This window comes from Microbacterium sp. PF5, from assembly GCF_004794315.1.
In the GTDB taxonomy this organism is placed as follows: domain Bacteria; phylum Actinomycetota; class Actinomycetes; order Actinomycetales; family Microbacteriaceae; genus Microbacterium; species Microbacterium sufflavum.
In genome coordinates, this window is sequence record NZ_SSDQ01000097.1 from 1 (window position 1) to 25712 (window position 25712).

Consider the following 25712-nt stretch of genomic DNA (forward strand, 5'->3'; position numbering starts at 1 on the left):
CGACTGTCTCTCCCGTAGAGCGGGATGGTGGGCCGCCGTTCTCCCCAGATCGGCGGCCCGTTCCCTCCCGTGTCGAGCGGGCGGGGCCGAGGGCTCCTCCCCCGAGGACCTCGACCCTTCCCCTGATGCAGAACCCCCCGCATCAGAGCCTGAACTCCGCCCCCCGGTGGAGTTCGCATGGCTGTCTCTACGGGATGAGACGAAGCGATCTCCAGTTCATTACGCGACTTCGGAAAAAGTTTTCGGGGCTGGATGCCGAATGACAGAACCCGATGGATCTCCTTCGAACAGAGCACGAAGGGGTGGCCTTATCAGGACTTTCGCGGGACAATCGTCGTACCGCGTAATAAGACGCGCGCTCGCGCGTCTCTTCCCCTGAGGGCCGATCCGCGCCCCGGGACAGATGGATGATTGTGCACCGAGAGAACACCACACCTGACGAGCCCATCGGCGATGCCGACCTGATCCTCCGCACCCGCTCCGGCGACACGACGGCGTTCGGCGAACTCTGGAAGCGTCACTACCCGTCCGGCATCGCCGTCGCACGATCGGTGACCTCGTCAATCGACCCGGACGATCTGGTGCAGGAGGCGTACACCCGCATCTACCAGGCGATCGCCAAGGGCGGTGGGCCCAACGGGTCGTTCCGCGCCTACCTGTTCACGAGCATCCGCAACACCGCCGCCGCGTGGGGACGCTCGCGCCGCGAGACCGCGATCGACGAGCTCGACACGGTGGCCGACCCGAGCAGCACCGAGAACGCCTCCAACGAGGCGCTCGACCGCAGCCTGACGGCGCAGGCATTCCGCAGCCTTCCCTCGCGCTGGCAGGAAGTGCTCTGGTACACCGAGATCGAGCAGATGAAGCCGCAGGAGGTCGCACCGCTGCTCGGCATGAAGGCGGGCGCCGTCTCCCAGCTCGCGTTCCGCGCGCGCGAGGGTCTGCGCGAGGCGTGGATCCAGGCGCACCTGCGCAGCGCGACCCCCGGGTCGGACTGCCAGTGGACGATCGAGCACCTCGGCGCGTACTCCCGCGGCAACCTCGGCACGCGCGACCACAAGCGCCTCGAACTCCACCTCGACGAGTGCGCGCGCTGCATGATCGTCGCCGCCGAGGCCAAGGACGTCTCGATGCGCCTCGCGCTCGTCATGCTGCCGCTGGTGCTCGGCGTCGCGGGTGCCGGTGGCTACCTCGCGACCCTGCAGGGCGGTGGCGCTCCGATCGTCGCGATGGCGGCCATGCCGTCGAGCATCGCCGGCGGCGTGCTGGTCGGCGATGGCGGGGCGGGGCACGCGGCAACGGGTGTCGCCGCGTCCGGTTCCGGCGCGTCCGGTGGGTCCGGCTCCGCGGGGGGCAGCAGCGCCGGCGGTGGAAGCGCGAGCACCGGAGGGGCGTTCACGGGCATGGGAGCGCTGGTCGGCGCGGGGTCGGCCGCACTGGTGGTCGCCGGGGTCGTCACCGCTGCCGCGATCGTTCCCGGCCTCGCCGGCGCCAGCCCCGCGACGTCGCTCCCGAGCGCCGCGGACGGCGACTCCTCGATCACGACCGACATCGCGCCCGACACGTCGCTCGGGCTCGACGAGCCCGTCGTGATCGAGGCGCCCGCGGAGGAACCTCCCGCTCCTCCGGCCGCCGAGGTGCCGACACCGCAGCCGACCGAGCAGTCCGGCACCGTCGTCGTCCCGTCGGCGCAACCCGTCGCACCGATCGCGCCGCCCGAGCAGGTGGACCCGACCGACCCCACCGACCCGACCGATCCGACCGACCCCACGGACCCGACCGATCCCACGGACCCCACGGACCCGACCGATCCCACGGACCCGGTCGAGCCCGCGAAGCCGACGGAGGGGCCGCAGTGGAGCGCCGCGACCCTCTCCTTCACCGGGATCCAGCTGCACTACACGGTGCCCGTCTCCGGAGCCCCGGGTCTCCAGGTGGAGGCGCTGATCGACGGCGCCACCGGTGGCGGCGACAGCATCACGCTGGATGATGCCGGCACGGGGACCATCGATCTCCGCCCGACCGCGCGTCAGCTGTGGAACGCGGACACCACCACGGTCACCTTCCGCTACGTGTTCCCGGACGGACCGGGGGCCTCGACAGACACCACGCTGCTGTCCCTCGCGCTCGAGACGCCCGTCGTCCCGGAGCAGCCCGCCGAGGACACCGCGCCCGTCGGCGACACGACGGCCGCGGCGGATGCGGCTGTCGTCCCCGACGAGACAGCGCCCTCTCCGGCACCGGCTGACGCGGAGCCCGCTCCGGCCGAGCCCGCTCCGGCCCCCGTCGAGCCCGCACCGGCCCCCGTCGAGCCCGCGTCGGCCCCCGTCGAGCCCGCGTCGGTTCCGGCCCCGGTCGAGGCTGCACCGGCCGAGACTGCACCGGCTCCCGTCGAGGCCGTCGCGACCCTCTCCGAGCCCGTCGCTGCGGCGGCAGAGGGCTCGACGATCGCCGAATAGACTGGAGTCATGACTCCGGATCCCGCCCCCGTCCCCGGCGTCGAACGTCAGGCGCTGACCGCGCTCGACCTCGTGCGCGTCGTCGTCCTGATCGCGGCGATCGCCTCTCTCGCCCTGTGGGGCTTCGCGAGCTGGGACCTGCCGTGGAACATCGTGATCGGCATCGGCGCGCCGGTCACGGCCCTGCTGCTGTGGGCACTGTTCCTGTCGCCCCGCCCCGTGCTGCGCGTGCACCCGTTCCTGCGTGCGCTGGTCGAACTGCTCATCTACGTGGGCGTGACGATCGCGTGGTGGTCCATGGGCCAGGCCCTGATCGGCACCGCCTTCGCCCTCGTCGCCGTGGTCGCCGGTGTTCTGAGCGGTCGCCGCGCCCTGACGTGAACTCGCCGTCGTGAGCATCCCGTCGTGAGCGTCGTCCCGCTGCTGCAGCAGGCGCTCGGCGCGCTCGTCGACACCGACGAGGACGCGCTCGAACGGGCGCGCTCCGACCGCTCCGGCCATGCCGCCGCGGGGCGCCCGCTGGCGATCGTGCACGCCGAGCGCGTGGAGCACGTGCAGGAGACCCTGCGCATCGCCTCGGCGACGCGCACGCCCGTGGTGGTCCGCGGCGCCGGCACGGGCCTCGCCGGGGCGGCCAACGCGGGCGAGGGTGAGATCGTGCTGTCGCTGCGACGCATGGCGGCGATCCACGAGGTCCGCCCCGACGATCTGCTGGCCGTGGTCGAGCCCGGCATCCTCAACGCCGAGCTCAATGCCCACCTCGCGTCCTTCGGCCTGTGGTGGGCACCCGACCCCGCGAGCCGCGACATCTCGACGGTCGGCGGCAACATCGCCACGGGCGCGGGAGGACTGCTCTGCGCGAAGTACGGCGTCGTGCGGGATGCCGTCCTCGGCGTCGACCTCGTACTGGCCGACGGGCGGCTTCTGCACCTGGGGCATCGCAGCGTCAAGGGCGTCACGGGCCTCGACCTGACGGCTCTCGTCGTGGGTTCGGAGGGCATCCTCGGCGTCGTGGTCGGCGCGACGCTCAAGCTCCGGCGGCTCGTCCCCGGCGAGAGCTGCACTGTGACGGCTCTGTTCCCCGGTGTCCGCGCCGCGGCCGCCGCCTCAGCCGCCGTGACCGCGGCCGGGGTGCAGCCCGCGATCATGGAGCTCATGGACGCCCCGAGCCTCGCGGCCGTGCACGCTCTGCTCGGCCTGCCGGCGCCGACGCCCGGCACCGCGCAGCTGACCATCCAGACCGACGGGCCTGCGGCGGCCGCCGAGGCCGACGCGATCGACGCCATCCTGCGCGGCAACGACGGCGTCACCGAGGTGTCGCACGATCGCGCGGAGGGCGAGCGGCTGCTTGCGATCCGCCGGTCCATGCACGCCGCGATGGCCTCCCTCGGCACCACCCTGATCGAAGACGTCTCCGTGCCGCGGAGCGCCATGCCGGCGATGTTCGACGAGATCGCCCGCATCGAGCGCGAGTACGGTCTCGTGATCCCCACGGTCGCGCACGCGGGGGACGGCAATCTACACCCGAACTTCGTGTTCGAGGGACCCGAGACCCCGGCACACGTCTGGGCCGCCGCCGACGAGCTGTTCCGCGCGGCGATCCGCCTGGGCGGCACGCTCACGGGCGAGCACGGCATCGGGGTGCTCAAGCGGCGCTGGCTTGCGGAGGAGCTCGGCGACGACCAGTGGCGGCTGCAGCGCGACATCGCCGCCGTCTTCGATCCGCTCGGGATCCTCAACCCAGGGAAGGTGTTCGTCCCCGATGCCTGACATCCACGTGAGCGCGGCGGTGATCGTCGACGACCAGGGCCGCGTGCTGGTGGTCCGCAAGCACGGCACGACCAGGTTCATGCAGCCCGGAGGCAAGCCGGAGCCCGGCGAGAGCGCCGCGCAGACGCTCATCCGCGAACTGCACGAGGAACTCGGCGTGGCACTGCGCGAGAGCGACCTCCGTCCGCTCGGACGGTTCGTGTCCGCCGCCGCGAACGAACCGGGTCACCGGGTCGTCGCCGATGCCTTCACCGCCGCGATCGATCCGGCCGGGGTGCGGGTGCAGGCCGAGCTCGCGGAGCTGCGATGGATCACCCCGGAAGACGCGGAGACGCTGCCGCTGGCGCCGCTGAGCGTGGAGCACCTGCTCCCCCTCGCCTGGCCGGCCGCGACCCGGTGAGTCGGGGTCAGATCCCCTGCCAGGCCGGCTTGTTCGCGAACGTGTACCGGTAGTAGTCGGCGAGCTGCAGCCGGGAGGCGGCCGCCTCGTCGACCACGATCGTCGCATGCGGGTGGAGCTGGATCGCCGAGCCGGGCAGCAGGGCCGTCAGCGGACCCTCGACCGCTCCGGCGACCGCCTCCGCCTTGCCCTCGCCGAACGCGAGGAGCACGAGGTGCCTGGCCTGCAGGATCGTGCCCAGACCCTGCGTGATGCAGTGCATGGGGACATCGTCGATCGAGTCGAAGAAGCGGGCGTTGTCCTCGCGCGTCTGCTCGGTGAGGGTCTTCACCCGGGTGCGCGACGCGAAGGAGGAGCCGGGCTCGTTGAAGCCGATGTGCCCGTCGGTGCCGATGCCGAGGATCTGCAGGTCGACGCCGCCCGCCTCCTGGATCGCGGCCTCGTAGTCCTCACCCGCGTGCTGGATGGTCGCCTCCGCGCCGTTGGGCACGTGGATGCGCTGCGGGTCGAGGCCCAGGGGCTCGACGACCTCGCGGGTGATCACGGAGCGGTAGCTCTCGGGGTGGGCGGGGTCGATGCCGACGTACTCGTCGAGGGCGAAGCCGCGCACCCGGGAGACGTCGCGCCCGGCGAGCTGCGCGCGCAGGGCCTGGTAGACCGGCAGCGGCGTGGAGCCCGTGGCCAGGCCGAGGACGGCGTCCGGACGACGGTCGATCAGTTCCACGATCTCGGTGGCGACCAGCGCACCGGCGGCCTCGGGACTCTCGACGATGACGACCTCAGCCATGCGGAACGATCTCCTTCTCAGAAATGGATGCGCCCACCAGAGCGGCGCCGAGTGCGGCGGCGGGGGAACCCGCGGGGAGCAGTTCGATTCTCTCATCCAGGCGCAGAGACCTCGCGAACGGTGACGCCTCGGCGCCGGCGTGCAGTGCAGCCCTGATGCCTTCGTCGAGGCGGCTTCCCATGGCCGTGAGGCCGCCCCCGATCACCACCGTCTCGACGTCGGCCGACAGCACCAGCACGCGGACCGCGGCGGCCGCGCCGAAGAAGAGGTCGTCACGCAGCGCGAGCGCCAGCGGGTCGCCGGCATCGGCGGCGTCGAAGATGTCCCTGACCGGCAGCGCGCCGGGTCGACCCCAGGCCTTGGCGAGTGCGCCGCCGCCGCAGAACGTCTCCACGCAACCGCGCTGTCCGCACCCGCACAGGCGTCCGTGCGGGTCGACCGAGATGTGGCCGACCTCGCCGGCGGTCCCGCGCGATCCTCGCCAGATGTGACCGTCCACGACGATGCCCGCGGCCACACCGGTGCCGAGGTTCAGGTACGCCATCGAACCGCTCACACCGCTGAGCACGGCGGCTCCGAGCGCCGCCGCCTTCACGTCGTTCTCGACGCGGAACGGCACGCCGAGCGCTCGCTCCGCCCGGTCGGCCAGGTCGAGCGACTCGACCCCGAGGTTGACGGCGTGCACGACGCGCCCCGCGTCCGCATCGACCAGCCCGGGGATGCCCACACCGACGGACCCGACGGCCGACAGCGGGACCCCGGTCTCATCGGCGAGGGCGACGACGGTCGACACGATGCTGTCGACGACGGCGTCCTCGCCCCAGCCCGTGGCGCGGCGCAGGCGTCCGAGGATCTCACCGGCGGGGTCGACGGCGACGGCGTCGATCTTGGTTCCGCCGACATCCAGGCCAACACGAATCGGCCGACCGGGCAGGTCGGCGGCAGCGGTTCCGGTCATCGGATGCCGGTCTCGGTCGTGGTCGCGGAGGTCACGACACCCCCAGCTGCCCGGAGAGCACCATGACCGCGGCTCCGCGGAGCACGATGTCGTCCTGATGCGTGAGCCGCACCATCACGTCTTCGAACACGCCCTCCAGGGTGCGCGCGTGCAGGGTCTCGACCGCGGCGTCGATCAGCGTGCCGTCGAGCAGTTCCGCCGGGCCGGAGAGGACGACCTCGGACAGGTCGAGCGCGGCGACGATCGGGGCGATGGCGATGGCCATGCGCGTGCCGGCGTCGCGCAGGATGTCCTCGCGCGCCGAGGGGTCGGCGTCGAGGGCCTCCCGCATCCGGCTGACGCTGAGCCAGGCCTCCAGGCAGCCGATCTTGCCGCAGGCGCAGCGCGGGCCGCCATCGGTGCCGACGACCACGTGTCCGATCTCCCCCGCGGCGAAGCGACTGCCCAGCAGCGGCTGGCTGCCCGTGATGAGGCCGGCACCCACGCCTCGGCCGATCTTGATGAGCATGAAGTCGGCCTTCGCCTCGCCGAAGGTGTATTCCGCGAGGACAGCGGCGTTCGCGTCGTTGCGCGCGAGGACGGGCAGGTCGAGCTCGGCGCCGAGCTTCGCCTCGAGCGGGAAGTCGGTCCAGCCGAGGTTGGGCGAGCTCAGCACCAGACCGTCCGGTCGCACGACGCCCGGCGTGCCGATGCCGACGCCGAGCACGGGGCGCGTGGCGGCGTCGACGAGGCTCTGTGCGAGCTCGCGGAGCGCGGCGTAGGCGGCCTCCCCGTCCGGGCGCTCCGGGCGAGGCACCTGGCGGCGCTCCAGCACGTCGCCGTCGAGGCTCAGCACGGCTCCCTCGAAAGCGTTCGGACCCGACAGGTCGAGGCCGACGATCTGGTGCCCGGCGCGGTCGATGTCGATGAGGATCGGCGGCTTCCCCGGACCCACCGCCTCGCGGACGCCCATCTCGATCACGATGCCGTCGGCGATGAACTCCGCGACGAGGTCGGAGATCGTGACCCGGGTCAGTCCGGTCTCCCGGGAGAGGTCGGCGCGACTCATCGCTCCGGAGTGGTACAGCGTCTGCAGCACGAGGGCGCGGTTGTGTCCGCGGGCGTGCTCGGGGAGCACCTTGGTGCGCGAGCGCAGGTGCCGCGCGGGCCCGAAGGCGTGCGCGTTCGCGGCGACGAAGTCTGTCGTCGCCGCGGGGCGCTGATCATCCGAAACGGACATGTTTGTTAGTAGACCTTACGAACAAAAATTGCGCAACCTCTGCCCGCGAGGCCGCGGCCAGGGTTACCGAAACGTTACATTACTTTCGAGCCGCGCGGGCCCGTGCCGCAGAGCCGTCCAGGAGCCGCTCCACCAGCCCCGCGACGATGGCCTCGCGCGCCTCCACCGTCAGCGGCTTTCCCGGAACGCCGGGGCGGCGCTGATCCGGGGACGGGCCATCCTGCGGACGATACCGCACCCCCGCCGCCGCCAGGCGACGCAGATGCGTCGGAAGCCGCCGCATGAAGTCCGCGAACGGCCGCGGCTCCCCGCCCTCCCACAGCCGCTCGGCGATCGCGGCGAGCCGCGGGAACATCGCGAAGTCCACGCGGTCCCGGCTGGGCAGGTGCTCGCTCCACACGTTCGCCTGACCGCCCACCGCACCAACCTCGATCCGGAGCGAGTACGCGCGGGCGAGCGGCAGCGGGGGTCCCACCCTGATCGGCTCCTCGGGCGACTCCGACTGCGGATAGTCGAGGTAGACCTCCAGGTCGGGGCACGCCACCACGGGGATCCCGCGGCTCAGTGCCTCCCGCATCGCGACGGGTCCGCGCCACGCGAGGATGCGCACGCCCTCCGGCACCTCGCCCTCCAGCACCTCGTCCCACGCGAGCGCCGTGCGCCCCCGCGCGCGCACGTGCGCCACGAAGTGCGCGGTGAACCAGGGCTGCACGTCATGCGGCGTCGCCAGGCCCAGCGCGCGCATCCGCTCCGCTGCCGCCTCGCTCTGCGCCCACTCCGTCACGGGCACCTCGTCCCCGCCGATCCCGATCCACTCCGCGTCGAACACGTCGCAGAGGGCATCGATCGCCGCACGGCCGAAGGCCAACGCCGCCTCCGTCGGGGCGAGCGTACGCGCGTTCACGCCGAACCGCTCCCACGGGCCGCTCGCCGGCACGCCCACATCGGTGTTGCCGAGCTCGGGGTACGCGGCCAGCGCGGCCTGGATGTGCCCGGGCAGCTCGACCTCCGGCACCAGGGTCACGCCGCGCTCCGCCGCATAACGGACGAGGTCGCGCAGCTCGTCCGTCGTGTAGAAGCCCTCGTGCACGCCGGGCTCGACCGTGGCCTCGGGCCCGTGCCCGCGCTGGGTGGCCTCCCGTCGCGCGCCGACCTCCGTCAACCGCGGGTAGCCGGGCACTTCGAACCGCCAGCCCTGATCGTCGGTGAGGTGCAGCTGCAGGATGTTCAGGTGGTGCAGCGCCAGCAGGTCGATCAGGCGCCGCACGTCGTCGACCGGGCGGAAGTGCCGCGCCACGTCGAGCATGACGCCGCGCCAGCCGTACGCCGGCGCCCCCTCCCACACACCGGCCGGAAGCAGCACCTCGGCCTGCGCAGGGGCGTCGGGGTCGCGCAGCTGCCGCAGCACGGTGGCGCCGCGGAAGACCCCGAGCGGACTCGCACCGCGGATCTCGACCCCGTCGGCGGACACGGTCACGCGGAACGCCTCGTCCCCCACGCGGCCGGCGCGAGCGGCCGCGGCCCCGAGGGCGTCATCCAGCGTGAGACGGATGCCCTGACCGGTCCCCTGGCCTCCCCCGCCCAGCCAGTCGACGGACGCGGACAGCTCGGGCACCGCGTCGATCGGGGTGTCCGGCCGCCACGCGAACCGAGCCGCCGCGGCATCGACGTGCGCCGCGATCGCCGGCACGGTCGCCCGGTGCGCGGGCGGCGGCAGGCGCAGGGCCCGTCCGGCGACGGCACCGGTCACGACGCCGTCCAGGACCACGGGCACGCCCGCCACCAGCACCTCGTGGACGCCGATCGGCGGCCGATGCGGCTCCTCGAACGTGGCGCCCGCGGCGACCGTGAGCGGATCGAACAGCACCAGGTCTGCGGTGGCGCCGACGCGGATGATGCCGCGAGGCGCATCGCCGCGGTCGAGTCCCAGACGAGCCGCGGGGTTGCCCGAGAGGTGGCGCACGGCCTCCTCCAGCGTCAGCACCCCGAGCTCGCGCACGTAATGCCCCAGGTAGCGCGCGAACGTGCCGCGGCCGCGAGGGTGCGGACGGGCCCCGATCAGGATGCCGTCACTGCCGCCGGAATGCCGCGGGTGCCGCATGATCGCGCGCACGTTGTCCTCGTCGCCGATGTGCATCAGCACGCCGGTCGCCCCGGCGTCCTCGAGGATCGTGTCGAGCACCACGTCGACGGCCCGCCGCCTCGAGTCGTTCGCGATCTCGGCGACCGTGCGGCCGACGAGGCCCGCGAGAGCCGGATTCGCGGTGCCGGAGATCTGGATGGCCGACCAGTCGGCACGCTCCCCGTGGAAGCCGTCGCAGCCGAGCTCCTCCAGCTCCACGCGGACGGCCTCGCGCCCCTCGGCATCCAGTCCGGCGATGGCGGCCAGCAGGTCGCCCGACGCCGCCAGCCGGCTGGGCAACAGGGCAGAGAGCGTGGTCGCGCCGGGGAGATACGGATAGGTGTCGAGCGTCACGTCGACGCCGTCCGCGATCGCCGCGTCGACGATCTCGAGCAGCTCGTCGGCCCGGCCGCGGTTGGGGGCAAAGTTCATCGTGGCGTGCGTCAGGTGCACCGGGCAACCCGTGCGACGGCCGATCTCGACGGCCTCGCGGTACGCATCCAACGCGGCCGCGCCGTAGCTGCGGGTGTGCGGCGCCCAGTATCCCCCGCGCTCGGCGACCACACGGCACAGGGCCTCGAGCTCCGCGGTGTCGGCGTACATGCCCGGTGTATAGGTCAGGCCGCTCGACATGCCGAACGCCCCCGCGTCCAGAGCCTCGCCGAGCAGCGCGGCCATCGCCTCGATCTCCTCCGCGGTCGCCGCGCGGTTCTCGTGCCCGACCACCATCATCCGGAGGTTCCCCTGCGGAACGAGCACCGCGGCGTTCGCGACCGCGGCGGCGTCGATCTCTGCCAGCAGATCGCTCATCGACCGCCACGGCACCGTGGTGGGCAGGCCGTTCCACCCCGCGATCTGCGCGGGGATCACCGCGGCTGTCGCGTCGTCGAGCGGCGCGTACCCGAGGCCGTCCTGACCGAGCACCTCGCAGGTCACGCCCTGACGGATCTTCGCGTCGTGCGCGGCACCGCTCAGCACCGCGAGGTCGCTGTGCGCATGCATGTCGATGAAGCCGGGCGCGAGCACGAGGCCGGAGGCCTCCACCTCCACGCCGCCCTCGGGCAGCTCGAGCTGCGCGTCCTCCCGTTCGGGCACGACCGCGACGATCCGCGCGCCCTCCACCGCCACGTCGGCCGTGAACCGCGGCGCACCGGAGCCGTCGACGACCGTGGCCGAGCGGTAGACCCTGACCAGCCCGGCCGCTGCCTTCTCCGCACTCAGAAGCACGTCGCCACCGCTCCGATCACTCGAGGGTCGTCCGCGTCGGGATCGTCGATCACCGCGACCACCCGCCACTTGTCGAACGCGGTGCACGGGTGCGAGAGCCCGAGCCGCACGACCTCGCCGACCGCGACCGCGGCGCCGTCCGCGAGCCGCAGGAAAGCATGTTGATCGTTGAGCGCCGTGATCTCGCCCTCGACGCTCTGCGGCACCGGCAGGTCGAGGTCGAACGGCACGTCACGGCGTCCGGCGTCGAGCAGCGCCAGGGCGTCCTCGGGCTGGGAGACCACGCGCGACCAGGCGTGCATGGCCGACCGCAGCGGTGCCGTACCGGTCAGCGGGCCGAAGGGCGACATGCGGGCGTAGAACCCGTCGTCGTGGATCTGGAACGCTCCGGAGCGCAGCACCACGTCGGCTTCGGGAGCGAGCGGCGACAGCACGGCGGCGGCCCGGTCGGGGAAGGAGCTCCCGCCCGCGCTCACGACCGGACGAGGCCCCTCCGGGTAGTCGAGTCGGCGGTGCAGCTCGACCAGGGTGTCCAGGTAGGCGTCGACCGCGGCGACCGACGCCGCGGACCGATCCGGCCCGAACGGCCCCTCGTATCCGGTCACTCCGGCGAGGCGCAGGCCCGGTGCGGCAGTGATCGCGGCGGCGATGCGCTCGCCCTCCTCCACGCTGCGGGCACCCGTGCGTCCGTGCGCGCCGCCCAGCTCCACGAGCACGTCGAGGGGGCGGGCAGCATCGGAGAGGGCATCGGCGAGGATGCGGACGCCGTCGACCGCGTCCGCCCAGCACAGGATCCGCAGGTCGTGGTCGGCGGCGAGCAGTTCGCCGAGGCGACGGGCGGCGGCCGCATCCGTGACCGCGTTGGCGATCAGGACGGTCGGCACTCCGGCGGTCACGGCCACTTCCGCTTGCCAGGGCGTCGCGACGGAGATGCCCCAGGCGCCCGCGTCGAGCAGCCGCTGCCACAGCGCGGGGGCCATCGTGGTCTTGCCGTGCGGGGCCAGGCCCACGCCCTGCTGTGCGGCCCACGCGAACACGGTCTGCTCGTTGTGCGTCAGCGCGTCGGCGTGCACCGTGAGCACCGGCGTGACCAGGTCGGAGAGGTGCAGTCCGGCCTGCCCGACCTCGGAGAGCCGCAGCCCTGCGGCGCGCGCCGGGAACCCCTTCGCCCAGGCGCCGAGAACGGGATCCGGAATTTGTAGAGGCATCTAACAAGGCTACTAGGCTGGCGGCATGACCGCGAAGACACGAGTTTCGACCGACGCCGCCCCCGCCCCCGCCCACACCTTCTCGCAGGGAGTGCGCAAGGGCCCGATCGTGCAGGTCTCCGGCCAGGGCCCGGTCGACCCCGTCACGAACGAGTACCTCCACCCCGGCGATGTCGCGGCACAGACCACCCGCACGCTCGAGAACGTCAAGGCGATCGTCGAGGCGTCCGGCGCCACGTTCGACGACGTCGTGATGCTCCGCGTCTACCTGACCAAGCGCGAGGACTTCCCCATCATGAACGAGGCCTACGGCGCGTTCGTCGAGGCGCACACGACGAGCGGGGTCCTGCCCTCGCGCACCACCGTCTTCACCGGCCTTCCGCGCGAGGAGATGCTCGTCGAGATCGACGGTCTCGCCGTCATCGACTGACCGCGCAGCCGGACGTGTCCGGAGAACGGGGAGGCAGGGTAGCAGACCGTTGCCTCCCCGTTACCTGCCATCCCGTACCATTGAGAGACTGGATGCGTCAGAACCGCGGGGGGTGTAGTTCGTGACCGATGTGATTTCCGTACCGGGCGCTGCGACGGGAGCTCCTGCCGACGACGGCACGCCCACCAGCGTGCTCGCGCCCGCGGATGCGCCCACCGAGACGGTTCCGCCGCACACCGGTGAGCAGCCCCTGGCCTGGGCTCCGATCGAACCGTCTCCCAAGAAGCGCCGCCTCGGCCTGTGGATCGGTCTCGGCGTCGGAGTCGTCCTGCTCGGCGCGGGAGCGGCCTCCGCGATCCTCATCGCACCGGGGACGACCGTCGCGGGCATCCCTGTCGGATGGATGACGCCGGGCGCCGCCGCCGACGCGATCAGCACGCACCTGGCGCAGACGGAGGTCACGCTCACGGGCGAGGGCGACGGCGCGGTCCTCACGGGCGCCGACCTGGGCGCCACGGCCGATGCCACCGCCCTGGCCGATGCCGCCTTCGCCGCCCACCCGCTCTGGAACCTCGGGTCCTGGATGGGAGACCCGGTACCGGCCGACATCACCCTCGACCCCGAGAAGGCCACGGCCGCCCTGCGGGACGCCGTTCCCGCGAGTTTCGTCGACCCGGTCAATGCGGGAGTCGTGTTCGACGCCGCGACCGGCGCGTACACGATCACGCCTTCGGAAGCCGGCACCGGCATCGACCTCGGCGACCTCGGCACGGCGTTCGTCGACGCGGTCGGCGACGGTCGCACCTCCTTCGAGTATCCGGGCGGCCCCGCCGAGGCCCTTCCCTCCGTGAGCGACGCCGACGCGACCGCCACGGCGAGCGAACTCAACACCATGCTCGCCACGATCGGCTTCTACGTCGGCGAGGAGCGCACGGTCCCGATCGACCCCGCCACGGCCGCCTCCTGGCTGACCGTCGTGGACGACGAAGGTCAGCTGCGCATCCAGGCCGACCCGCAGGCGATCCAGGCGACCGTCGACGCGCTTCCGGCCGCGGTCGACCGCGCCCCGGTCAATGCGACCGTCATCGTCGACTCGGCCGGCACCGTGCTGCGCGCCGAGCAGGAGGGCGTCACCGGACGCGCGCTGGGCGACACCTCCCAGATCGCGGAGCAGTTCGCGACCCAGCTCGCCGCCGGCGACGGTGTGTTCGCGCTGACCGTCACCGAGACGCCGTTCGAGACGGTCAACCTGTTCCGTCGCATCGACATCGACCTGAGCTCGCAGCGGGCCACGCTGTACGAGAACAATGCGGTCGTGAAGTCGTGGGCCGTCTCGACCGGGCTGCCCGGCACTCCGACGCCGACGGGCAACTTCAAGGTCTTCGCCCACACGCGCATGCAGGACATGGGCTGCTACCCCGGCGCCCCGTACTGCACCGAGAACGTCCCGTGGATCACCTGGTTCACCACGAACATCGGCTTCCACGGCACGTACTGGCACAACAACTTCGGCAACCGCATGAGCCACGGCTGCGTGAACCTGCCGATCGACCTCGCGAAGTACGTCTACGACTGGTCGCCCGTGGGCCTCGAGGTCTCCGTCCACAACTGACGCACCTCGGGTCCGCGGATACGAGAAGGGGGCGGATGCCGCAGCATCCGCCCCCTTCTCGTCATCTCAGCGCAGGGCGTCGACGATCTCGTTCAGCGTCGCGGACGGGCGCATGACAGCGGCCACGAGCTTCTCGTCCGGACGGTAGTAGCCGCCGATCTCGGCCGGCTTGCCCTGCACCGCGTTGAGCTCGGAGACGATGGCCTCCTCGTTCGCGGCGAGCTTCTCGGCGACCGGGGCGAATGCCGCGGCGAGCTCCGGGTCCTTCGTCTGCTTCGCCAGCTCCTGCGCCCAGTACAGGCCGAGGTAGAAGTGGCTGCCCCGGTTGTCGATCGTGCCGAGCGCCCGACCGGGCGAACGGTCTTCCTCCAGGAAGGTGCCGGTCGCGGCGTCGAGCGTCTCGGCGAGCACGCGGGCCTTCTCGTTGCCCGTGCGGTCGGCGAAGTGCTCGAGCGAGGCCGCGAGCGCGAAGAACTCGCCCAGCGAGTCCCAGCGCAGGTAGTTCTCCTCGACGAGCTGCTGCACGTGCTTCGGGGCGGAGCCGCCGGCGCCGGTCTCGAACAGCCCGCCGCCCGCGAGCAGCGGGACGATCGAGAGCATCTTGGCGCTCGTTCCGACCTCGAGGATCGGGAACAGGTCGGTCAGGTAGTCGCGCAGCACGTTGCCGGTCACCGAGATGGTGTCCAGGCCATGACGCATGCGGGCGAGCGTGTAGCGCGTCGCCTCCTCCGGCGCGAGGATCGTGATCGTGAGCCCCTTGGTGTCGAGTGTCGCCAGACCCTGGTGCACCTTCGCGATGATCTGCGCGTCGTGCGAGCGGTTGGCGTCGAGCCAGAACACGGCGGGCGCTCCGGTCGCACGGGCGCGGGAGACCGCGAGCTTCACCCAGTCCATGACCGGGATGTGCTTCGTCTGGGTCGCGCGCCAGATGTCGCCCTTGCCGACCTCGTGCTCGATGAGCACGGTGCCCTCGCTGTCGAGCACCTGGACGATGCCGTCCTCCGCGATCTCGAAGGTCTTGTCGTGGCTGCCGTACTCCTCGGCCGCCTGCGCCATGAGCCCGACGTTCGGGACGGTGCCGATCGTGGCCGGGTCGAGCGGGCCGTTCGCGATCACGTCGTCGATGACCGCCTGGTAGACGCTGGCGTAGGAGGAGTCGGGGATCACGGCGATCGTGTCGGCCTCCTCGCCGTCCTTGCCCCACAGCTTCCCGCCGTTGCGGACCAGCGCGGGCATGGACGCGTCGACGATGACATCGCTCGGCACGTGGAGGTTCGTGATCCCCTTGTCGGAGTTCACGTACGACAGGCGCGGCCCCTCGGCGATGGCCTTGTCGAACGCGGCGGCGATCTCGTCGCCGTTCGCGACGTCGGCCAGCCCCGCGAGGATCGAGCCGAGGCCGTCGTTCGCGCTGAGTCCGGCTTCGGCCAGCTGCGTGCCGTACTGGTCGAAGACGTCCTTGAAGAACGCCTTCACGACGTGGCCGAAGATGATCGGGTCGCTGACCTTCATCATGGTGGCCTTGAGGTGCACCGAGTACAGCACGTCGTCCGCCTTGGCGGCCTCGAGCGTCTCGGCGAGGAAGGCGTCGAGCTCCTTCGCGGACAGGAAGGTGGCGTCGATGATCTCGCGCGGGAGGACCTTGAGGCCTTCCTTCAGGACCGTGACGGTGCCGTCCTTCGCGGTGTGACGGAACGAGAGGACGTCGTCGTGGGCGGCGACCCACGAGCGCTCGTTGTGCTTGAAGTCGTCGTGACCGAGCGTGGCCACACGAGTCTTCGACCCCTCCGCGAACGGCTTGTTGCGGTGCGGGTGCTTCTTGGCGTAGTTCTTCACGGCCAGCGGGGCGCGGCGGTCGCTGTTGCCCTCGCGCAGCACCGGGTTCACCGCGGAACCCTTGATGCGGTCGTACCGCGCCCGCACGTCCTTCTCCTCGAGCGACGTGGGCTCGTCGGGGAAGTCGGGGATGTCGTATCCCTGCTGCTGCAGCTCGGCGATGGCGGCCTTGAGCTGCGGGATCGACGCCGAGATGTTCGGCAGCTTGATGATGTTGGCCTCGGGAAGAGTGGCCAGGCCGCCCAGCTCGGCCAGCGCGTCGCCGACCTGCTGCTCCGGCGCGAGCTTCTGCGGGAAGGCGGCGAGGATACGGCCGGCCAGGGAGATGTCCCGCGTCTCGACCTCGATGCCCGCCTGGCCGGTGTAGGCCTGGATGATGGGCAGGAACGAGGCGGTGGCCAGTGCCGGTGCCTCGTCGGTGTACGTGTAGATGATGGCGTCGTCGGTCACCGGGAGGTTCTCCGTTCACGGGGCGATTTGTCTCGATACCAAGATACCCCGAGCGCGCTCGACGCCCCGCCCGCCCGCTGGACGCCTCCCGCCGACGATGTGCGCCCGCCTCCCCCGGTCCGAAAATGTTCAGCCGGGACGTGTCGAGTCCGCCGGGAGGGGCTAGCCTGGGGGCATGTCCGAACTGCGCATGGTCGAACTCTCCGCTGCGACGATCGTCGCCGTGAACAACCTGTCGCTCAAGCCCGGACAGGAGCAGTTCCTCGCTCCGGTGTCGTACGGCATCGCGGCAACCGTGATCAACCCGCAGACGTCGTGGCAGCGCGTCATCCTCGACCGCAACGAGGTCGTCGGCTTCGTCAGCGCGAACTTCGACGACGAGGCCCCCGAGGAGCACTTCCGCTCCGTGCTGTGGCGCATCAACGTCGACGCCGACGACCAGGGCCGCGGGGTCGGTCGCTTCGCGGTCGAGAGCCTCATCGAGGAGGCCCGCCGCCGCGGCGTCGACCACGTCAACGTCATCTACGAGGCGGGCGAGGAGGGGCCGGAGGCCTTCTTCCGTCGCGTCGGCTTCACCCCGGTCGGCGAGACGGCCTACGGCGAGGTCATCGCCGAGATCCGCGTCGAGCCCTGAGACCGGCGGCGGGGTCTCGAATCCCCTCCCCCATCGAGACCCCGTCGCCCCCGGCTGAGCCACCTCCCGTAGCGACTCAGCCCGTCCTCAGTAATGTGCTACCTCTTAGTTGGTATCGTTGTCGTGCCGCAGCTGCGGCCCCCCTTGAAGAAAGCGATACCCATGCTCACCATGCCTCTCTGCCTCTGCGCGCCCATCGAGACGACGGGAGCGACGCGATGATCACGCACGCCCTCGCTCCCGCGGCACTCGACGCCCTTTCCGCCCTCGCCGTGGGGCGCCGCGGCATCTACCGCGACGACGCGGCCTTCGACGACCTGCTGGCGTCGGCGACCGCCGCACTCGCCGCAGAGGACCCCGACACCGTCGCGGTCATCCGGCGCTTCGCGGCCGCCGACGTCCCCGACGGCGCAGTCCTCTTCACCGGCTTCACCGTGGACCAGGAGCAGATGGGGCGCACCCCGGAGGGGTGGCAGCTCGAGTTCCAGAATCAGGACCGGGACCCCGTCACGGAGGCCACCCTGCTCGCCCTCGCCGGAACCGCGGGGGAGATCTTCGCGTTCGCGCGCCAGCACGCCGGCGCCCAGATCCAGAACGTCGCGCCGGTGAAGGGCCACGAATACGACGCGGTCGGCACGGGCAGCCGCGGCTTGCTCGACTGGCACACGGAGGACGCGTTCGACGACGCCCACCCGCACTACGTGGGCCTGCTGTGCGTGCGCGGCGATGTGAACGCCGACACGGCCCTCGCTCCGATCGACCGCGTGGTCCTGAGCCCGGAAGACGAGCGGATCCTGCGCGAGCCCCGATTCCTGCACGGCATCGACAAGGCATCGGGCGGCACGGGACGACCCGAGGACGGGGTCCGTGGACCGGTCCTGTACGGCGAGGACGGCGAGCGCTTCGTGCGCGTGGACATGGACTGCGCGGCCGCCGTCGAGGGCGACGAGGAGGCGGCCGCCGCGCTGCGGCGCTTCCACGACGCGGCGGACGCCGCCCGTATCGCCGTGAATCTGAAGGCGGGCGACCTGCTGCTGTTCGACAACCGTCGCGTGCTCCACGCCCGGACCAGCTTCGAGCCGCGCTACGACGGCACCGACCGCTGGCTCCAGCGCGTCATCATCACGGGTGACCCCGGCGCGTCGGCCGGACGCCGCACCCGTCGCCCCCGCGTCGTCGAGAACGACCCCGCCGGGCAGTGAGCTCGACCGTTCACGCCGGCGTGATCCGCCTCCGCTATCTGCTGGGTCGCGCACGGCGCATCGACGTGGGTTCGTTGATGCGCCGTGCGCGTGCGGTGGCGGCGCACCATGATCAGCGCACGGTTGCGGTGCTCGTCGACATGCTCAGGGAGGCGGCCTTCCACCAGGTCGGCTTCCAGGACTACGTCGACTACGACTTCGCGATGCTCACGGCGGCGGAGCGCCGCACCATGATGACGCATCCGCTGTCGAATCGGCTGTCCTACCTGTTCGACCACGCCGACTACCGGCACATCTTCCACGACAAGTGGGAGTTCGTGCGCGTGTTCTCTGACCTGTTGGGGCGGGAGTGGATGCTGCTGGACGACGACAATGCGGACGCTCTGCGCTCGTTCGCGGACCGGCACCAGACGCTGATCACCAAGCAGCGGCTCGGGCGCTCCGGCCATGCGATCCACCGGTACCACGGCGCAGACGTCTCCGACTGGGACGCGTTCCACCACCGGCTGATGGAGAACGGCGAGCTGCTCGTCGAGGAGAACATCGTGCAGCACGACGCGCTGTCGGCGGTGTGCCCGGGGACCGTCAACTCCACGCGCATCACGGCGTTCTTCGACGGCCATCGGACGCATATCCTGTCCATCGCCCAGAAGTTCGGTCGCGGCCAGGCCGCCGACCAGATGGACTGGGGCGGCTTCTACACCATGCTCGACGCGGACACCGGGCGCGCCCTCGGCGACGGCTACGACTCGCACGGCAACGTCCACCGATTCCATCCCGACACGGGCTACCGGATCGCCGATTTCCAGTTGCCGCTGTACGACGAGGTGATCGCGCTGATCGACCGGGCTGCCCGCCGCGTGCCGCAGGTGCAGTACGTCGGATGGGACGTGGCGGTCACCCCGACGGGTCCCGTGATCATCGAGGGGAACTGGGGCACGGGAGTGTACGAGGTGAAGCCGAGCGTGCTCGGCATCCGCACCGGCCACCGGCCCCGGTTCCAGAAGGCGATGGGATTCTGAACGCCCTGATCCGTGCCCGCCTCTCCCGCGCCGCGCTCGCCTCGAACGCGCACCGTCAGGCGGCGGCGAGCGTCGGCGTCCCGGTGATCGACCTGCGCCGGGACGCGTGGGGACACGGCCTGACCTGGGTCGCGGGGATCGCGCACGACGCCGGTATCCGCCACGCGATCTTCGACGCCTCGGCCGGGCGCAGCGCGGCCCGTTCGGGCCTGACCCCGTGCGACGAGCCGGCGACGATCGATCCCGCGCGCCTGTTCGGCTGGCCCGGTGCGGACACGGAGCCCGTGATGCGCGTCGCCGGGCGCGTCCTCTCCACCAAGGAGCTGCGGGCGGGCGAAGGGGTGTCGTACAACCACACGCACCATGCGGGCACCGACACCCGTGTGGCGCTCGTGACCGGCGGGTTCGGCCACGGCATCCCCCGGGCGCTCGGGAACGAGGCCGACGTCGAGATCCGCGGCCGGCTGTTCCCGATCATCGGACGGGTGGCGATGGACGTGTGCGTCGTCGACATCGGTCACGCGCCGATCCGGCACGGTGAGGAGGTCGTGTACTTCGGCGGGCCCGGTCCCGCGCGGCACGCACTGGCCGACTGGACCCGCATCACCGGCTGGACGGCCGCCGAGCTCGTGTGCGCGCTCGGGCTGCGCGCCGCGCGAGAGGAGACACCATGACCCTCCCCCGACTGGTCGTGGATCTGCGTCGACTGCGCGCCAACATCCGCGAACTGCAGCGCCGGAGCGCGCCGGCCGAGGTCATGATGATCGTGAAGTGCGACGCGTACGGACACGGGCTCGAACGGGTCGTCACGGCTGCGGCCGCCGAAGGGGTGCGCTGGTTCGGGGCGTTCGACAGCGCCACCGCGGTGCGCGCGCGCGCCGCCGCCGGCCCCGACGCGCGGGTCTTCGCGTGGGTGACCATGACCCGGGGCGAGATCGCGGCGGCGGTGCGCGCGGGCGTCACCCTGGGGGTGGGTGACGCCGACTACCTGGAACGCATCGTCGAGGTGAATCAGCGTCGCCCGCAGCCCGTGCACCTCAAGATCGACACGGGTCTGCATCGCAGCGGGATCCGCCCCGAGCAGTGGACCGAGGTGGTCCGGCGGGCGGCGGAGCTGGAGGCCGCGGGAGCGATCAGGGTCGAGGGCATCTGGAGCCACATCGCCGAGGTGAGCGACCGCGACGACGACCTGGCGCGAGCCGCGTTCCGGGAGGCGGTGCAGCGGGCGGAGGCGCTGGGCCTCACGCCGACCGTGCGGCATCTGGCTGCCAGCGCCGCGGGGGCCGCCCGCTCCGAGTTCCGCTTCGACCTGGTGCGCTTCGGGGCCTTCGCGTACGGGATCCGGTCGGTGGGGGCGCCGCCGCCGGACGACATCGCCCTCGCCTCCACGCTGCTCGCCCCGGTAATCCGCGTGGACGCCGAGGCCGTCACGATCGGGATCGGCAGTCTCGACGGCCTCCCCTCGACCCTCGCCGGCTGCTTCGAGGTCGGGACGGCCGCCGGGGCCCGACGCGTGCTGCGGATCGGGCCGACCGAGAGCGTGGTGCGCCCCTGGCCGCGGGCGGCGATCGGCGAGGAGGTGGCCGTGTGGGGGCCGGGCGCCCGCGGGGAGCTCGACGCGACGAGCCTGGCCGAACTCATCGGCACGGTCGGTGAAGAGCTCCTGGTGCGGCTCTCCCCGCTGATCACGCGCGAGTACCGAGCCGGGCGTCGACCCGGTGCGGGCTGATCAGGCGTCGTCGTCCGACCGGGGGCGGCTGCGGCGGCTGCTCCACGCGGCCAGTGCCGAGGCGGCGGCTCCCGCGGCTCGGTCGATCGCCTCGACCGAGCGGTTCACCATGTCGTGCGCGGCATCCTGCCACGCGGGAGTGGTCGGCGCCTCCCCCGCGTGCACCCTGGCCGCATGCTCCGCCGCCTCGAACGCGCGCTCCAGCTCCGCGACCGCGTCGCGGTAGGCGGCGAACTCCGCCGCCGTGATCCGCCCCGTGGTGCCGCGGCGCGCCTCCACCGCCGTGCCCGCGGCACGCAGGTAGGCGGCGGTCTCCGGGCGCTTGACGTCGGTCATCGCCGGATACGCGATCTGCAGCGCAGGGTCGGTCTCGTACCGCATCCACCGGGCCGTGACAGCGTCGTGCTCGGCGTACAGCCGCTCCAGCGGCCGCGGCGCCGAGCCGGCCGGGATCGCCGCACGGGCCGCGTTCACCCGCACCCGCCGAGCCCGCACCTCCGCCGACGCCGCACGTGCGTCGCGCTCCCGCTCCCGCAGCATCCGTCGCGCCCCCGCGACCTGCTCGGCCGTGGCCCGCTGCGCGGCGCGCTCCGCCGTGACCCTCGCGAGATCGGCGCGCGCGATCTTCAGCGTCGTGCGCCGAGCGACCGCCGTCTGCTGCGCGATCCGCAGATCGTGTCGGGCCGCGTCGTACTCGAGCCGCCGCCCGCTCCGTGTGCTGCGGCGGCGCAGCCCGATCGCACCAGCGGTCGCGCCGGCGGCGGCGGTCGGCGCGATCCACCACCACTCGGCGAGGAGCAGCACGGGGTCCATACCTCGATGCTACCGACCCGTACCGACGGCGGCGATGCGCCGAGGGCCCGGCCTCCACGGGGAGACCGGGCCCTCCGCGCACGCGGACGCCGTCAGACGAGCGTCTCCTGCCACGCGGCGTGCAGCTGCGCGAACTTGCCGGAGCCGCCGATGAGCGCCTCCGGGGTGTCGTCCTCGATGATGCGGCCGTGCTCCATCACGAGCACCCGGTCGGCGATCGCGACCGTCGACAGCCGGTGCGCGATGATGATCGCCGTCCGGTCAGCGAGCAGCGTCTGCAGCGCGTCCTGGATCAGCCGCTCCGACGGGATGTCGAGCGAGGCGGTGGCCTCGTCGAGGATGAGCACCGCCGGGTCGGCGAGGAAGGCGCGCGCGAACGAGATCAGCTGTCGCTGCCCCGCCGAGACGCGCCCACCGCGCTTGTTCACGTCGGTGTTGTAGCCGTCGGGCAGCGCCGAGATGAAGCCGTCGGCGCCCACCGCGCGGGCGGCGGCCTTGATCTCGTCGAGCGAGGCGTCCGGCTTGCCCAGGGCGATGTTGTCCGCGACCGTCCCGCTGAACAGGTACGCCTCCTGCGTGACCATCACGATCGCACGACGGAGGTCCTTCGGGTGCAGCGAGCGCAGGTCGACGCCGTCGAGGGTCACCCGACCCTCCGAGGGGTCGTAGAAGCGCGAGATGAGCTTGGCCAGCGTCGACTTGCCCGCACCGGTCGTCCCCACGAGGGCGATCGTCTGCCCGGCCGGGATGTCGAGCGAGAAGTTCGGGAGGATCGTCTTCTCGCCGTTGTACCCGAACGTGACCTCGTCGAACTCGACGTGTCCGCGCGACTCCCACAGGTCCACCGGCTTCTCGGGGTCGGGCACCGTCGGCACCTCCTCGAGCACGCCGGACACCTTCTCCAGCGCCGCGGTCGCGGACTGGTAGGAGTTCAGGAACATCGCGATCTCCTGCATCGGCGCGAAGAAGTTGCGCACATACAGCACGGCGGACAGCAGCACGCCGACCGTGAGGGCCCCCGTCGACACCCGGATGCCGCCCCACAGCACGACGATGCCGAGGACCAGAGCCGCGACGCCCATGAGCCCCGGCTCGAACGTGCCGAACAGCAGCATCGAGCGGCGGTTCACGTCGCGGTAGTCGCCGGCGACCTGCTGGAACGCCTCGTCGTTGCGCGGCTCCTTGCGGAACGCCTTCACCGCGCGGATGCCGGTCATGGTCTCCACGAACTGCACGATGACCTTGGCGCTGATCACGCGCGACTCGCGGTACACCAGCTGCGAGCGCGAGTAGAACCAGCGCATCAGGAAGAACAGCGGCACCCCGCCGAGCGCGAGGATGAGGCCGGACTGCCAGTCCCACACGCACAGCGCGATGAAGGTGAACAGCCCGAACAGCACGCCCGACACGAGCTCGTTCAGGCCGCCGTCCAGCAGCTCCCTGATCGAGTCGAGGTCGCTCGTCTGTCGCGAGATGATGCGCCCCGAGGTGTACGACTCGTGGAACTCCAGGCTCAGCCGCTGGGTGTGCAGGAAGATGCGCTTGCGCAGATCGAGCAGGATCGCCTGCGTCAGCTTCGCCGCGATGATCACGTACCAGGCGATCAGGGCGGCCGCGAGCGCACCGGCCAGCAGGTAGATCCCGCCCACCACGAACGTCGGCATCCAGTCGGCGTTCTCGATCACGGCCGGCAGTGCACGGTCGAGCCCGATGCTGATCAGGATCGGACCGGCGACCTGCAGCGCCGTCGAGATCACGAGCACCACCGCGGCGAGCACGATCTGCGGCTTGAGCGGCCGCACGAGCGAGCCGAGCAGGCGCAGCGACCGCTTGCGGATCGCCCTGCTCTCCTCGCGGGTCAGGCGGGAACGGTCCTCGTCCTGGGTGCCGGTGAGGGTGGAGCTCATCGCTGCACCTCCTTCTCGCTCATCAGATCGTCGTCGGCGGCGTCCTCCCGGAGGCCGTCCTGCACCGCATCGTGGATCTCCGCCTCGGTGTCGCGGATGACCGGGATCGCGCCGGTGCGCGCCGCCTCCTCGGCCTCCAGGCTCGAGATGACGTGACGGTAGTGGCGGCTGGTCTTCAGAAGCTCCGCGTGCGTGCCGACCGCGGTGACCCTGCCGGCCTCCAGCAGCGCGACCCGGTCGGCCAGGGCGACCGTCGACGGGCGGTGCGCCACGATCAGCGCCGTGGTGTCGGCCAGCACGTGCCGCAGGGCCTCCTCCACCAGGGCCTCGGTGTCGACGTCGAGCGCCGACAGCGGGTCGTCGAGCACCAGGACCTTGGGCGCGGCGGCGACGGCACGCGCGAGCGCCAGACGCTGCCGCTGCCCGCCGGACAGGCTCAGGCCCTCCTCGCCGATCACCGTCTCGACCCCCTCCGGCAGCGTGTCGACGAACGACGCCTGGGCGACGTCGAGGGCCTCGCGCAGCACGCGCTCCCCCTCGTCGCTGTGCATGTCGAGGTCGGCGCGTCCGAGCAGCACGTTCTCGCGCACCGACGCCGAGAACAGCGTCGCGTCCTCGAACGCCATCGCGATGTGCCGACGCAGCTCCGCGAGCGGCAGGTCGCGCACATCGACGCCGTCGAGAGTGACCCGTCCGCCCGTCACGTCGTACAGCCGCGTGGGGAGCGTCGTGAGCGTGGTCTTGCCGCTTCCGGTCAGACCGACGAGCGCCATGGTCTCGCCGGGCCGCAGCACGAGGTCGATGCCGTCGAGCAGGTCGCGCTCCTCGGCACCCGCGTCCTGGTAGCGGAAGTGCGCGCTCTCGAACGCGAGCTCGCCCCGCGGCTCGTCGATGTGCTCCGGGTGCTCCGGGTCCGTGATGGTGTTGGTCTCGGAGAAGATCTCGAACACGCGGTCGGTCGCCGTGCGGGCGTCGAGCATGAACGAGAACAGGAAGCCGATCGACTCGATGGGCCAGCGCAGCACCACCGCCATCGCGAAGAAGGCGAACAGCTCCGCCTCGGTGATCGCGCCCTGCGAGATCAGCCAGATACCCGACATCAGGCTCAGGCCGAACGCGATCTGCGGCATCAGGTCGAGCCAGAACCAGATGGACGCGATCGCGCCGGCCTTGCTCATCTCGGTCTCGCGCAGCGTCTCCGCCTGACGGCTGAAGCGACGCAGGGCGTGCTTGCCGCGGCCGAACGCCTTCAGCACGCGGATGCCGTGCACGCTCTCCTCGACGCTCGTGGCGAGGTCGCCCGCCTGGTCCTGACTGCGGCGGGTGAGGGCGCCGTAGCGCTTCTCGAACAGGTAGCCGCGGATCCACAGCGGGATCGCGGTCACCAGGAAGATCGTGCCCAGCAGCCAGTGCCAGCGGAACAGCAGCACCGAGCCGATGATGATCGTGAGCACATTGACCACGAGCAGCACGAGGCCGAACGCGAGCCAGCGGCGGATGAGACCGATGTCCTGCATCATGCGGCTCAGCAGCTGTCCCGACTGCCAGCGGTCATGGAACGCGACCGGCAGCGTCTGCAGCCGCGAGTACAGCTCCGTGCGCATCGTGTACTCGACCTGCGTGGCGGGGAACAGCACGAACTGACGGCGGAGCCACACCATGAGCGCCTCGCCGAGCGCCAGGGCGAACACGGCGGCCGCGCCCCACACGATCGCATCGATGTGACCGGAGCGGACCGGTCCGCCGATGATCTGCTCGAGCACGATCGGGATCATCAACGCGATGAGAGCGGCGGCGAGCGCGCTCGCGGCCCCTCCGGCGAGACGCCAGACGACCGGCTTCACGAAGGGCTTGAGCCGCCACAGCGCGGCGGGGGTGGACAGGGTGGACGACGGATTGTGCGCGGAAGACGAGGAAGACATGTCTC

Annotated in this window: 20 protein-coding genes; 11 read left to right on the forward strand and 9 right to left on the reverse strand. The window is 71.7% G+C overall.

Going from position 1 to position 25712, the window contains the following annotated elements:
• The first annotated feature begins 407 nt into the window (after positions 1 to 407).
• Genes DW297_RS07545 through DW297_RS07560 form a run of 4 tightly spaced genes read left to right on the forward strand, consistent with a single transcriptional unit; the run spans position 408 to position 4629 of the window.
• Positions 408 to 2459 (forward strand): sigma-70 family RNA polymerase sigma factor, encoded by a 2052-nt coding sequence (locus DW297_RS07545; protein ID WP_136030982.1) that lies wholly within the window; start codon positions 408 to 410, stop codon positions 2457 to 2459.
• 9 nt (positions 2460 to 2468) lie between these two features.
• Complete coding sequence (locus DW297_RS07550) at positions 2469 to 2840, forward strand: YrdB family protein (RefSeq protein WP_136030984.1); 372 nt, start codon at positions 2469 to 2471, stop codon at positions 2838 to 2840.
• Between the two features lie 24 nt (positions 2841 to 2864).
• A complete protein-coding gene (locus DW297_RS07555) occupies positions 2865 to 4229 on the forward strand; it encodes an FAD-binding oxidoreductase (protein WP_136030985.1) in 1365 nt (454 codons plus the stop codon).
• Entirely contained in the window at positions 4222 to 4629 is a 408-nt protein-coding gene (locus tag DW297_RS07560; RefSeq protein WP_136030988.1) for an NUDIX hydrolase, read from the forward strand. Before DW297_RS07555 ends, DW297_RS07560 begins: the two co-directional genes overlap by 8 nt.
• Before the next feature lie 7 nt (positions 4630 to 4636).
• On the opposite strand, the gene nagB is transcribed toward DW297_RS07560, so the two are convergent.
• From nagB to DW297_RS07585, 5 genes are all read right to left on the reverse strand, one after another.
• Positions 4637 to 5416 carry a glucosamine-6-phosphate deaminase gene (gene nagB, locus DW297_RS07565; RefSeq protein ID WP_136030990.1) on the reverse strand — a complete coding sequence of 260 codons (780 nt, stop codon included), beginning with the start codon at positions 5414 to 5416 and terminating at the stop codon, positions 4637 to 4639.
• Complete coding sequence (locus DW297_RS07570; protein ID WP_205828253.1) at positions 5409 to 6374, reverse strand: ROK family protein; 966 nt, start codon at positions 6372 to 6374, stop codon at positions 5409 to 5411. The genes nagB and DW297_RS07570 overlap by 8 nt, the downstream gene beginning before the upstream one ends.
• A gap of 31 nt (positions 6375 to 6405) precedes the next feature.
• Positions 6406 to 7593: an ROK family transcriptional regulator gene (locus tag DW297_RS07575; protein ID WP_136030992.1), complete on the reverse strand. Its 1188-nt coding sequence runs from the start codon at positions 7591 to 7593 to the stop codon at positions 6406 to 6408.
• A 79-nt stretch (positions 7594 to 7672) separates the two neighbouring features.
• A complete protein-coding gene (locus DW297_RS07580) occupies positions 7673 to 10942 on the reverse strand; it encodes a family 20 glycosylhydrolase (protein WP_136030993.1) in 3270 nt (1089 codons plus the stop codon).
• Positions 10933 to 12150 (reverse strand): alanine racemase, encoded by a 1218-nt coding sequence (locus DW297_RS07585; RefSeq protein WP_136030995.1) that lies wholly within the window; start codon positions 12148 to 12150, stop codon positions 10933 to 10935. The genes DW297_RS07580 and DW297_RS07585 overlap by 10 nt, the downstream gene beginning before the upstream one ends.
• Positions 12151 to 12175: 25 nt before the next feature.
• On the opposite strand from DW297_RS07585, the gene DW297_RS07590 reads away from it, so the two are divergent.
• Both DW297_RS07590 and DW297_RS07595 read left to right on the forward strand, forming a co-directional pair.
• Complete coding sequence (locus tag DW297_RS07590; protein ID WP_136030997.1) at positions 12176 to 12580, forward strand: RidA family protein; 405 nt, start codon at positions 12176 to 12178, stop codon at positions 12578 to 12580.
• Between the two features lie 121 nt (positions 12581 to 12701).
• Positions 12702 to 14192, forward strand: coding sequence for a L,D-transpeptidase family protein (locus tag DW297_RS07595; RefSeq protein WP_240744549.1), 1491 nt, complete (start codon positions 12702 to 12704; stop codon positions 14190 to 14192).
• 66 nt (positions 14193 to 14258) lie between these two features.
• On the opposite strand, the gene DW297_RS07600 is transcribed toward DW297_RS07595, so the two are convergent.
• Positions 14259 to 16478 (reverse strand): NADP-dependent isocitrate dehydrogenase, encoded by a 2220-nt coding sequence (locus DW297_RS07600; RefSeq protein ID WP_136030999.1) that lies wholly within the window; start codon positions 16476 to 16478, stop codon positions 14259 to 14261.
• Positions 16479 to 16653: 175 nt separating this feature from the next.
• On the opposite strand from DW297_RS07600, the gene DW297_RS07605 reads away from it, so the two are divergent.
• The 5 genes from DW297_RS07605 (at position 16654) to DW297_RS07625 (ending at position 21065) form a co-directional block, all read left to right on the forward strand.
• On the forward strand, positions 16654 to 17112 hold the full coding sequence (locus DW297_RS07605) for a GNAT family N-acetyltransferase (protein WP_136031001.1): 459 nt from the start codon (positions 16654 to 16656) through the stop codon (positions 17110 to 17112).
• A 218-nt stretch (positions 17113 to 17330) separates the two neighbouring features.
• Positions 17331 to 18314, forward strand: a complete 984-nt coding sequence (locus DW297_RS07610) for a TauD/TfdA family dioxygenase (protein ID WP_136031003.1) — start codon at positions 17331 to 17333, stop codon at positions 18312 to 18314.
• Positions 18311 to 19336 (forward strand): sugar-transfer associated ATP-grasp domain-containing protein, encoded by a 1026-nt coding sequence (locus DW297_RS07615; RefSeq protein WP_240744550.1) that lies wholly within the window; start codon positions 18311 to 18313, stop codon positions 19334 to 19336. Before DW297_RS07610 ends, DW297_RS07615 begins: the two co-directional genes overlap by 4 nt.
• 83 nt (positions 19337 to 19419) lie before the next feature.
• Positions 19420 to 20010, forward strand: a complete 591-nt coding sequence (locus DW297_RS07620) for an alanine racemase C-terminal domain-containing protein (RefSeq protein WP_136031005.1) — start codon at positions 19420 to 19422, stop codon at positions 20008 to 20010.
• Complete coding sequence (locus DW297_RS07625) at positions 20007 to 21065, forward strand: alanine racemase (protein ID WP_136031006.1); 1059 nt, start codon at positions 20007 to 20009, stop codon at positions 21063 to 21065. The genes DW297_RS07620 and DW297_RS07625 overlap by 4 nt, the downstream gene beginning before the upstream one ends.
• Here DW297_RS07625 and DW297_RS07630 read toward each other — a convergent pair whose 3' ends face one another.
• The 3 genes from DW297_RS07630 to DW297_RS07640 all read right to left on the reverse strand — a co-directional run bounded on the left by DW297_RS07630 (position 21066) and on the right by DW297_RS07640 (position 25707).
• On the reverse strand, positions 21066 to 21878 hold the full coding sequence (locus DW297_RS07630; protein ID WP_136031008.1) for a hypothetical protein: 813 nt from the start codon (positions 21876 to 21878) through the stop codon (positions 21066 to 21068).
• Between the two features lie 92 nt (positions 21879 to 21970).
• Positions 21971 to 23785 carry an ABC transporter ATP-binding protein gene (locus DW297_RS07635; protein ID WP_136031010.1) on the reverse strand — a complete coding sequence of 605 codons (1815 nt, stop codon included), beginning with the start codon at positions 23783 to 23785 and terminating at the stop codon, positions 21971 to 21973.
• Entirely contained in the window at positions 23782 to 25707 is a 1926-nt protein-coding gene (locus DW297_RS07640) for an ABC transporter ATP-binding protein (protein WP_136031012.1), read from the reverse strand. The genes DW297_RS07635 and DW297_RS07640 overlap by 4 nt, the downstream gene beginning before the upstream one ends.
• Positions 25708 to 25712 lie beyond the last annotated feature (5 nt).